Annotated in this window: 9 protein-coding genes; 8 read left to right on the forward strand and 1 reads right to left on the reverse strand. The window is 34.6% G+C overall.

Annotation, left to right across the window (positions count from 1 at the left end; genetic code table 11):
- Positions 1 to 22: 22 nt before the first annotated feature.
- From HX005_RS17235 to HX005_RS17260, 6 genes are all read left to right on the forward strand, one after another.
- On the forward strand, positions 23 to 622 hold the full coding sequence (locus tag HX005_RS17235; RefSeq protein ID WP_286378297.1) for a TetR/AcrR family transcriptional regulator: 600 nt from the start codon (positions 23 to 25) through the stop codon (positions 620 to 622).
- A 39-nt stretch (positions 623 to 661) separates the two neighbouring features.
- Entirely contained in the window at positions 662 to 1,012 is a 351-nt protein-coding gene (locus tag HX005_RS17240; RefSeq protein ID WP_286378298.1) for a VOC family protein, read from the forward strand.
- 100 nt (positions 1,013 to 1,112) lie between these two features.
- A complete protein-coding gene (locus HX005_RS17245; protein WP_286378299.1) occupies positions 1,113 to 1,730 on the forward strand; it encodes a DUF6915 family protein in 618 nt (205 codons plus the stop codon).
- 12 nt (positions 1,731 to 1,742) lie between these two features.
- Complete coding sequence (locus tag HX005_RS17250) at positions 1,743 to 2,495, forward strand: hypothetical protein (RefSeq protein ID WP_286378300.1); 753 nt, start codon at positions 1,743 to 1,745, stop codon at positions 2,493 to 2,495.
- 1 nt (position 2,496) lies between these two features.
- The gene (locus tag HX005_RS17255) at positions 2,497 to 3,261 is read left to right on the forward strand and encodes a hypothetical protein (RefSeq protein WP_286378301.1); all 765 of its coding nucleotides are present in this window, start codon (positions 2,497 to 2,499) and stop codon (positions 3,259 to 3,261) included.
- Positions 3,254 to 4,012: a hypothetical protein gene (locus HX005_RS17260; RefSeq protein ID WP_286378302.1), complete on the forward strand. Its 759-nt coding sequence runs from the start codon at positions 3,254 to 3,256 to the stop codon at positions 4,010 to 4,012. The genes HX005_RS17255 and HX005_RS17260 overlap by 8 nt, the downstream gene beginning before the upstream one ends.
- A 70-nt stretch (positions 4,013 to 4,082) precedes the next feature.
- Here the strand turns inward: HX005_RS17260 and HX005_RS17265 are convergent, their stop codons facing one another.
- Entirely contained in the window at positions 4,083 to 5,246 is a 1,164-nt protein-coding gene (locus HX005_RS17265; RefSeq protein WP_286378303.1) for an acyl-CoA dehydrogenase family protein, read from the reverse strand.
- Between the two features lie 200 nt (positions 5,247 to 5,446).
- On the opposite strand from HX005_RS17265, the gene HX005_RS17270 reads away from it, so the two are divergent.
- Both HX005_RS17270 and HX005_RS17275 read left to right on the forward strand, forming a co-directional pair.
- Positions 5,447 to 8,803, forward strand: a complete 3,357-nt coding sequence (locus tag HX005_RS17270) for a DEAD/DEAH box helicase (protein WP_286378304.1) — start codon at positions 5,447 to 5,449, stop codon at positions 8,801 to 8,803.
- Positions 8,804 to 8,881: 78 nt separating this feature from the next.
- Positions 8,882 to 9,721, forward strand: coding sequence for an FkbM family methyltransferase (locus HX005_RS17275; protein WP_286378305.1), 840 nt, complete (start codon positions 8,882 to 8,884; stop codon positions 9,719 to 9,721).
- Positions 9,722 to 9,852: the final 131 nt, after the last annotated feature.

Raw genomic sequence — 9,852 nt, forward strand, 5'->3', positions numbered from 1 at the left:
CATTTATTTGGAAAAAATACCAATGATTGCCTGCTCCATAAATGAAATTCAACCGATTGCCTGCTTCGATGCAAGTGCTCGTGGGCGTTTATTACAAGGCGCTGCCTATTTGTTTCATAAGCAAGGTTATGAAAAAACCACAGTGCGTGAGTTGGCAAATTTTATTGGGATTCAGTCGGGTAGTTTGTTTCATCATTTTAAAAGTAAGGATGATATTCTTGCCAATGTGATGCACGAAACCATCATTTATAACCATGCTCGTTTGTTGGATGCCACTGCACAATCAGAGGATGCTGAGCAACAATTGAAGCATTTAATCAAAGCAGAATTGACCTCCATTACAGGCGACACAGGTTCGGCAATGGCGGTTTTGGTCTATGAATGGTTTGCGCTGTCAAAAGAACGTCAGGATGAATTGTTGAAACTGCGTCATGATTATGAGCAAATTTGGCTTAATGTCATTGAACAATTACGCCTACAAAATAAAATTCAGCATGATGCTTTTATTTGGCGACGTTTACTCGGTGGTGCGATTGCATGGACGGTGACGTGGTATAACCCCAATGGCAAAATTTCTTTGGAGCAATTGACGGAAATGGTTTGGGAAATGGTGATGAGGTAAAATGAATAAGATCATTGAACCCAATTAACGAGTATACCTATGCTTATCAATCTCATCGTTCTAAAAGTAGAAAATATCGAACGATCTAAAAATTTTTATCGCCAATTTGGACTTGAATTCCAAACAGAACAACATGGAAAAGGACCTCAACATTATTCTTGTATGATGAATGGACTCGTTTTTGAAATATATCCTGCCGCCACTGATCTAAGCAATTTAACGCAAAATATAAGATTAGGTTTTCACGTTGAAAACTTAGTTGAATTACTGAAAAATATGATTGATATTGAAAAAATAATATTACAGCCTCAACTCACTTCATTTGGCTTTCGAGCAGTCATTATGAATCATGATCGACATATCATCGAATTAACGGAACGATCTAAATAAAAAACTAAACGACATGACTTAACGCAGCCGATTTAAAAGTTATTTTTATTGTCATTCATTTTTGCTAATCTACTGACTTTAAAACAATTAAACTAAAACAATGAATCCAGTACAACATGCTCAAATTTCACAAAAACGCAGGGGTGGCGAACTCGAAGATTATATCGACATTCACGCCTTAATCGACAGCACTAAAATGCTCTGTACCGACAACCGCCATCGAATTTTGCATACTTTTTGGGGTGTGCAAGAAGTCATTATTCCAATTTTTGGTCATCATTTTCAAAACAGTGCAGGCTCAAGTATTGAAGTCAAAGACCTTTGTGAAAAAGATCATTTATTGGTGGATTTTCATCATCGCTTTATTCCAACTTTGGGCGATTTTGTGGCAGCAATGCAAGATATTCCAACCGAAGGTTTAGCCAAACGCTTAGAAAAATTCCATACCGAAGTCATTGATGACCCAAAACTTTCAGCCACTCTACTTTCACCCTTGTCAGTGACAGGTCAGCTCAAGTCTTTACTGATCACACATAACAGTTGGTTTATTAACACTATTTTACCCATGATGGGCAAAAGTGAAGCCAAGTTCATCGAGTTTGATATCAGCCCTGCCATGTTTTTCAATCCGATGCGTTTTGAACTGTGGATGGACAATGGCACGGTTGTTCCACCAAGTGCATTAAAACTTCAAGAATTGAAAACAAAAATTGCTTAACAGGAAAATGCCATGTTTCAGCAAGACAAAATTTATATAATTCGTCATTTATCTTTTTGGTATACCGATGAATGGTATCAGCCGATGTTAAACCACACCGATCATATCGGTCATATAACCGATATATTTACGGAGAAAGAACATGCCATTCAAGCGTGGAAGCAACGAGAATATGACTTTAGTCATTTAGCTAACTTTGAAAACATCATGTATTGCGAATATGCCACTGAGGAATATCACGGTCAGCAATCTCTTTTAGCTCAAAAATCTGTCGATGAACTTTTTGATATTATTCAACAATTAAACTGCCATGTATATGGACTATATGAATACCCTAAAGCCTTAAAACAGCAGGTTGTTTTTGACCTTTCACAACAACAATATGAATCTAATGCATGTACAGCAGATTACGACTTAAAAAGTAACGAATTTATTACTGCCAATTTTATCGACAATGATCCTTTGCTTGCCGAGGTCTCTCCCTCTACTGATACAGCTTTTGAGCATAGTATTACCTTAAGAGGTCGTTTAGAAGAACTAAGTGATAGCCCACTATTATTGAAAAATCTAATCGAAAATCATCCTGATCTCAAATATTACGACACTGAGCTCATCATAAAACTCAAAGATATTGCACTCATTAATCCCTTTTTAAAACACCCTATTCTTAAAGAAATTCGTAACTTAACACTAGAAGAAATATATCAACTCGAAAAACCACTTAATTTAACCGACCCACAACCATTTCGCTTTGAGGAAGAGTAACATGACCACTAAATACGTTATTCGCCAAAATAACTTTAGCTACAATGATGAATATTTCAGTACTTATAATACTGAGCTTGGACATATTCAAGCCATCTATGACAATAAGCAAGAAGCTGAACAAGCCTATAAAACGCTGATTGTAGAAGCTTTATATCAACAAGATAGCTTATACGAATATAATGGTGATACTGAAATTGCACAGCAAGCTTATGAATTTATTGTAGAAAACAATATAGAAGTTGAACTTGAAGAAGATGAAAATTTAGATGACATTGACGAGTTTGAAACCCTCCCTCCAATGAGTGAGGATGATGCTTTTAAATTTGCCAAGCTTTCAGGTATTTTATGGTATCAATTGCTTGAATTTGAAGATAATCAACCGATTTATATTCTTTGGTCAAATACACAAAATGATTATCTCAAAGGAGAATATAACAATACTTTTGATAGTACAGATGAAAATTTTAGTACGCTTGAAAATTTTGAACTGAGTCTTTTTGAATATGATTTTAACGTTCATATTTTTGATAAAACTTTAGACCAAATCAGCGATAGCCCTGAAATACTAAAAACTTTAGCGACGAATACCCCAAATATTGTATATGCAGAAGATCGAAACAGTATTGTAAATATTGACTGGGATGACCTTCACTTTACCGAATTAAAAGCACTCAATGCATTATTAAAACAACCGATTTTTGAAGTTAGACAAATTACCTTAGAACAACTCAATAAAATCAGCAATGGAGAAGAAGATGAGTAATAACAAATATGTGATTCGCCATCAATCATTCGGCTATAATGATGAATGGTATGTGCTTGATTGGGCAATGCAAGGGGCAATTAAAGCAGTTTATAGTGACAAAACTGAAGCCGAACAGCAGTACAAAAAGTTGATTGTACGTGCCTTATATCAAGATGATTACTATAATTTTTCCATTGCAAATGGCGAAGGTGATGACCAACAATATGAAGCCATTGAAGCCTTTATCTTAGAAAAAACGGGCGAAGAATTTGATGGTGAATCAATTCCCGAAATGAATGAAGATGATGCTTTTGAGTTTGCTAAACTTTCAGGTATTTTGCATTATCAGCTCATCGAAATTGATGATTCATTACCGAATTACGTACTTTTTAACCCAGCAACCCAAAGCTATGTATATGCCTCTACACCTGAAGAATCCGTACTCTTAACAGGTCAAAATGAACTATTTTTATTTGATGATAAAAACTATGTTGAAGATTATTGGAAAGAACAAACCATTAACGAATTTTTTGGTGATTTAAAACTTGAGTTGAATGGTTCATTAGAAGAGCTGAGTGATTCACCCACATTATTACAACAACTCATTCATGACAATTTTTGGCTTAGTTATGAAAATCAACAATTAAAAGTCAAAAGTTTTACTGACCAAGACTCATTTAATTGGATCAAATCACTCAATGCTTTGCTGAAAGAACCAATTTTTGAAATTCATCAGGTGACATTAGAAGAACTAGCAACACTCAATTAAATATTTTTTAATATCACATATGAAATGCGGTGAAAATTTTCACCGCATTGATTTTAAAGCTTCAAGCAAACTAGTACCCTAACTGACGGCTCGCAAGGTCTTTCATAATTTCTTCAGCGCCACCACCGATCATATTTACTTTGACATCACGGTAAATACGCTCAGATTTTGTACCACGCATAAAGCCCATTCCACCCAGTGTTTGCACTGCTGCATCTGCACAAAACTGCATGGTTTGTGTTGCAACATTTTTCAGCATACAAATTTGCGCAATCAGTTCATTGCCTTGCAATTCAGGTCGCCCCAAACGATAAGCTGTATCTTCAAGTAAAGTACGTGTCGTGGTCAATCGAGTTGCCATATCCACCAGCTTATGACGAACCACTTGATGATCGACCAAGCGTTTGCCAAAAGTCTTACGCTCTTTTGCCCATTCTAAAGCTTCTTCATAACAGGTCAAAGCAAAACCATAACTACTGGCTGCAAGAAAAAAACGTTCCATGTTGAAATTATTCATAATCACAAGAAAGCCCATATTTTCAGCACCCAACAAATTTTTTGCAGGGACACGGACATGGTCAAAATGTAAATGTGCGGTATCTGAAGCCCACCAGCCCATTTTATCAAGTTTAGATTTGCTGATCCCTTCACTATGCGCATCAATCAATAACATGGAAATACCATTCGGACCTTTGGCATCGGGGTCAGTACGCACTGCAACCGTATAATAATCTGCTCGCATTCCCGAAGTAATAAAGGTCTTTTCCCCACTGACAATATAATCATCTCCATCCCGAACAGCTTTGGTTTTTAATGCTGCGACATCTGAGCCGCCAGTGGGTTCTGTAATTGCTAAAGCAGAAATTTTTTCACCTGTCAATATTTTCGTTAAAACAGTTTCTTTAATTTCAGCAGATGCAAAATGATTAATCGGTGGTGCACCAATGGAGTGTGAAAGCAATGATGCGCACAAACCACCTGAACCTGTTTTTGCTAATTCAATCGAGGATAATAAAACATGAAATGCATCTGTCTCTGCAATACCACCATAATTTTCATCAAATCCTAATCCAAGTAATCCAATATCAGCTGCTTTTTTATAAAGTTCACGTGGAAAAGTTTCGGCTTCTTCCCATTCATGAATATGCGTCATAAGTTCATTTTGAACAAATTTACGAACTGAATCTGCAAATGCGAAATGTTGTTCTGTGTAATAAACTGGATTAGGCGTCATTATAATCAATATCCTTATTTTATCTTCAAAGACTTATCTTGACAGATTTTGAATATTTTTAAGTTGCGAAAATGTCCAAGTTAGCTTTTTCAATATGAATGTTTTAGCCAAGATTACTCCAGCTCTACGTAAAATATTTATTTTTTATTCAATAAAATACGATTACAATCTCAGGTTATTTGTTTTTATATGATGTACTGATGATCACACTATCTCAATTTTTATCTCACTTTAGTACTGCAACCATTCAACGCAGTTTAAATTATGTGAAAAAAATTGAATTGGCAAATTTAGATACACATCTTGAAAATAATTATTTGGAGATTGAAACTCAAATTAAAGGTACAGATTGGTATGACACTTTTATTCGTATTGACCTAAGCACCAATAAAATTACAGATAACGAATGTAGTTGCCCTGTCGGTTTTAATTGTAAACATGCGGCAGCATTAGCACGTTATTATTACGATCATCAATATCAAAAAACACTAAACAAACAAACAAATAATCATGCAAACCAAGCGCAGAAAAATCATGCTACACATTACACAGCCAAAGCATGGTTAGAACAATTTCGTCAGCAATTGGCTATAGAAAAATCAAAAAAAACAGCAACATTGCCACAATTAGTTTATGTTTTTGAGCCAAAGAAAAACTCAAAAAAATTACAATTAATTGTCAATAAAGCACGTCGTACCAAAGATGGTCATATCAGTAAAACTGAACACTATACCAGTTATGACAATGTGCCGAATGGTCGCTTAAAAGTCTCCAATGAAGACAAAAATATTTTTAATCATCTCTATTTTTTTGCAAAATTAAACTTCAATAACACAAGTAGCTACAACTATCCTTCAACATGGGACATTTCAGGTATCTACCAAGAACAACTCAAAATGGTGGTTCAAAAAGGTGTTTGTTATAATTTAAATACTCAGAATCCTGCTTTAGTCTGGTCAGATGAACTTTATCAACTTGAGTTTGATTGGTATTCACACCCTAAACAACAGACTGAAAAATTAAAGGCACAATTTTTTGATCAAAATCATCAAAGATTAACAACTGAGCACAACCAAAATATTTATATTATTCATTCACATCCTTTAAGTTACCTTGATACTTTAAAAAATCAAGTCGGCATATTAGAGTCTTCTTATTCAAGTGAAATGATTAAAGAATTAATCAATATGCCGCAACTTCCTGCGGATCTTTTAGCTGAGTTTGAACAAGTCATTCAGCCTTATTCGATTTTTGAAGACCTACCACAAGCACATTTGGCACAAAATATCGAAACCATCACAGGACAACCCGTTCCAATTATACGTTTTGGTGGATTTCCACAATATCATCGTTTAACCCACATGCATCACTATGCCATTGCTGAAATTGAATTTGAATATCCATCAGGACGAATCAAAGCTGGAGTCACTGAGGAATATATCATTCAAATTTTGAATGACAAAGCAGTCAAACAACAACGTGATTTAAAATTTGAAAAACAACAAGTTGAATCTTTAAAAAAATTAATTCCCTCTTTTCAATGGCTCACACAAATCAATAAAAACAAGCGTCCTGCCTTTGACACAACGACTGAAAACTCAATCATTTGTGCTGATCCAAAAGATTGGATTCATCACCTGATTCCTGAAAATAAAATTGAACAATTAGGATGGAAAGTTGAACATACACCTGACAGCTTATTTCAATTATTAGCGACACAAAATTTTCAATTAAATTTAATCGAATCGACAAAAAAACAAAACTGGTTTGAAGTCGGTGCAACGGTTCAAGACCTTGATGGCAATACATATGATGTCATCCAACTTTTAGCATATCTTGTGTCTAAAATGCCAATTATGTTAGATCCTGAATTCATTGAAGAATTAGAAGATGATGGCTACTTTATCGTAAATTTAGGTGATCAAAAACCACAATTGACCTTAAAAGTACAAGAAATTAAACCTATTTTTATTTATCTTAAAGAGATCTTGCAACATCCTGATTCAGCAGGATTTGATCGCTATGATGCAGCACAACTCATTGATTTACAGCATACTTTAGGTATGCCATGGCAAACTTCAGAACCTTTATACCAATTTGCTCATAAACTCAATCAATGCTACCAACAACAAATTGCAACACCTCAAGGCTTTCAAGGTGAATTACGTCCTTATCAACAACAGGGCTTAGGTTGGTTACAATTTTTACGTGAAACCAACCACGGCGGTATTCTTGCTGATGATATGGGTTTAGGAAAAACTGCACAGACATTGGCACATTTGTTGATCGAAAAACAAGCGGGAAGACTTGATCAACATCCTGCTTTAATTATTGCACCGACATCATTAATGCAAAACTGGCGCAAAGAAGCAGAAAAATTTGCACCTGAATTAAAGGTTTTAATCTTACAAGGTCAAAATCGTCTTGAACATTTCGAAAATATTCCAGATGCAGATCTTATTCTCAGTACCTACCCACTTTTAGGACGTGATGAAGAATATATCCTGAAATATCAATATCATATTCTTATTTTAGACGAAGCACAAAATATCAAAAACCCACGAGCAAAAGCGGCTCAAGTGGCAAGACAAATTCAAGCTCAGCATCGCCTCTGTTTAACAGGTACACCGATAGAAAACCATTTAGGTGAACTTTGGTCATTATTCCACTTTTTAATGCCAGGTTTTTTATATACACAAGACGTATTTAATAAGAAATACCGCACGCCCATTGAAAAAGAAGGCGATACAATAATCAAAAATCGCTTAGTTTCTCGTATTAAACCTTTTATGTTACGCCGTTTAAAAACTGATGTTGCTAAAGAGCTGCCAGAAAAAACGACGATTGAAGTAAATATTGATATGAATGAACAGCAGTCAAAACTATATGAAGCTGTTCGTGCAACCATGCAAAAAGATATTCGTGAACTCATCGCGGCTCAAGGCTTTAAACGTAGTCAAATTCAAATTTTAAGTGCACTATTAAAACTCAGACAAATCTGCTGTCACCCTCATTTATTAAAGTTAGACTATCTTAAAGATGAAAATATTCCATCAGCAAAACTAGATCAACTCATTGAAATGATTACCAATATGGTCGAAGAAGGGCGTAAAATTTTAGTTTTTTCACAATTTACCACCATGCTACAACTTATTGAAAATCAACTCACTACTTTAAAAATCAAGCATGTTAAGTTAACTGGAAAAACTAAAAAACGAGATGAGGTGATCACTGCATTTCAATCTGGTGATATCCCTGTATTTTTAATCAGTTTAAAAGCTGGAGGGGTGGGTTTAAATCTCACAGCAGCCGATACTGTGATTCATTATGATCCATGGTGGAATCCTGCGGCTGAAGATCAGGCATCTGACCGAGCTTGGCGAATTGGTCAAGATAAACCTGTGTTTGTTTATAAATTAATTACAAATCAAAGTATAGAAGAAAAAATTTTAGCTTTGCAGAAAAATAAAGCCCAATTAACCCAGTCAATTCTCAGCACTGACCATGAACATGAAGTAAAATTAACTGAAGAAGATGTAATGAAATTACTTGAATAAAGATTGCATTATGTATCTATCACATTGTATTTTAAACAAACACATCGCAATTCTTTTTTTTCATTTGGAATAAAATAGATGGAAAATAATTTAGAACAACAAAACAAACATTCATTGAATGTAAAATTATATCCTGTAGAAAATTTACAATTTTTACTGACTGCAGGACCTGATTTAATCAGCACACAAATCAAAAAAGGACAATATTGGGATCAATTTACTTTAATTTTATCAGAACATTTTTTAAGAGATATAGATGAACCTGTATTTATTGATATTGGTGCAAATTTAGGTGCTATTTCTATTCCAATTGCTAAACTTATTCAATCACGGCAAGGCGTTGTACATAGTTTCGAAGCACAACGAGGAGTATTTTATCAACTCTGTGGAAATATTTTTGCCAATCATCTCACACAAACTTGTCATGCTTATCACCTAGCGATTGGAAATAAACAAGGCACGATTGAAGTACCCATCTTAGATTTACATACAGAAAATAATGTTGGAGCTCTCTCTTTAGATGCCAAAATCCGAGCTGAACAAGCTGAACATCACTTTGCTTATCATCATAATAAACAATATGAATCTGTCAATTTACAAAAAATAGATCATTTAGCATTACCCTTTGCAGATCTTATTAAAATTGATGTCGAAGGCATGGAACTTGATGTCATTAAAGGGGCAAAAAAGTGGTTAAAACAGAGTAATTATCCACCTATTTTTCTTGAGATATGGGGTGACTATATGGAAAAACAAAAAACTAAAAAAGAGAAATTAATTAAATATCTAACCACTAATCTTGGCTATGAATTATTTTTTATTGGTGAACTTTGTGTTGCACAACATCAATCTCATAAAAAATATAATCTAATTTTAAATGATGATACGCATCAAGTGTATTTAGAAAAAATAGTATAATGCTCTGCATCATTTATCTATATATTATTTTAATTTATTTCCCTTTCCTTCCCCCATAAAAAAAGCCCCCTCGCTTTGAGGGGGCTTTTAGATTTAAAAGCTGGCGATGACTTACTCTCACATGGGTAACC

Source organism: Acinetobacter sp. R933-2, assembly GCF_030325485.1.
In the GTDB taxonomy this organism is placed as follows: domain Bacteria; phylum Pseudomonadota; class Gammaproteobacteria; order Pseudomonadales; family Moraxellaceae; genus Acinetobacter; species Acinetobacter sichuanensis.

Bases quoted from the DNA above. Each gene is read 5' to 3' on its own strand.
- HX005_RS17265 (WP_286378303.1), bottom strand. From the start codon at position 5,246: ATGACGCCTAATCCAGTTTATTACACAGAACAACATTTCGCATTTGCA.
- HX005_RS17245 (WP_286378299.1), top strand. From the start codon at position 1,113: ATGAATCCAGTACAACATGCTCAAATTTCACAAAAACGCAGGGGTGGC.
- HX005_RS17275 (WP_286378305.1), top strand. From the start codon at position 8,882: ATGGAAAATAATTTAGAACAACAAAACAAACATTCATTGAATGTAAAA.
- HX005_RS17270 (WP_286378304.1), top strand. From the start codon at position 5,447: ATGATCACACTATCTCAATTTTTATCTCACTTTAGTACTGCAACCATT.
- HX005_RS17250 (WP_286378300.1), top strand. From the start codon at position 1,743: ATGTTTCAGCAAGACAAAATTTATATAATTCGTCATTTATCTTTTTGG.
- HX005_RS17240 (WP_286378298.1), top strand. From the start codon at position 662: ATGCTTATCAATCTCATCGTTCTAAAAGTAGAAAATATCGAACGATCT.
- HX005_RS17255 (WP_286378301.1), top strand. From the start codon at position 2,497: ATGACCACTAAATACGTTATTCGCCAAAATAACTTTAGCTACAATGAT.
- HX005_RS17235 (WP_286378297.1), top strand. From the start codon at position 23: ATGATTGCCTGCTCCATAAATGAAATTCAACCGATTGCCTGCTTCGAT.
- HX005_RS17260 (WP_286378302.1), top strand. From the start codon at position 3,254: ATGAGTAATAACAAATATGTGATTCGCCATCAATCATTCGGCTATAAT.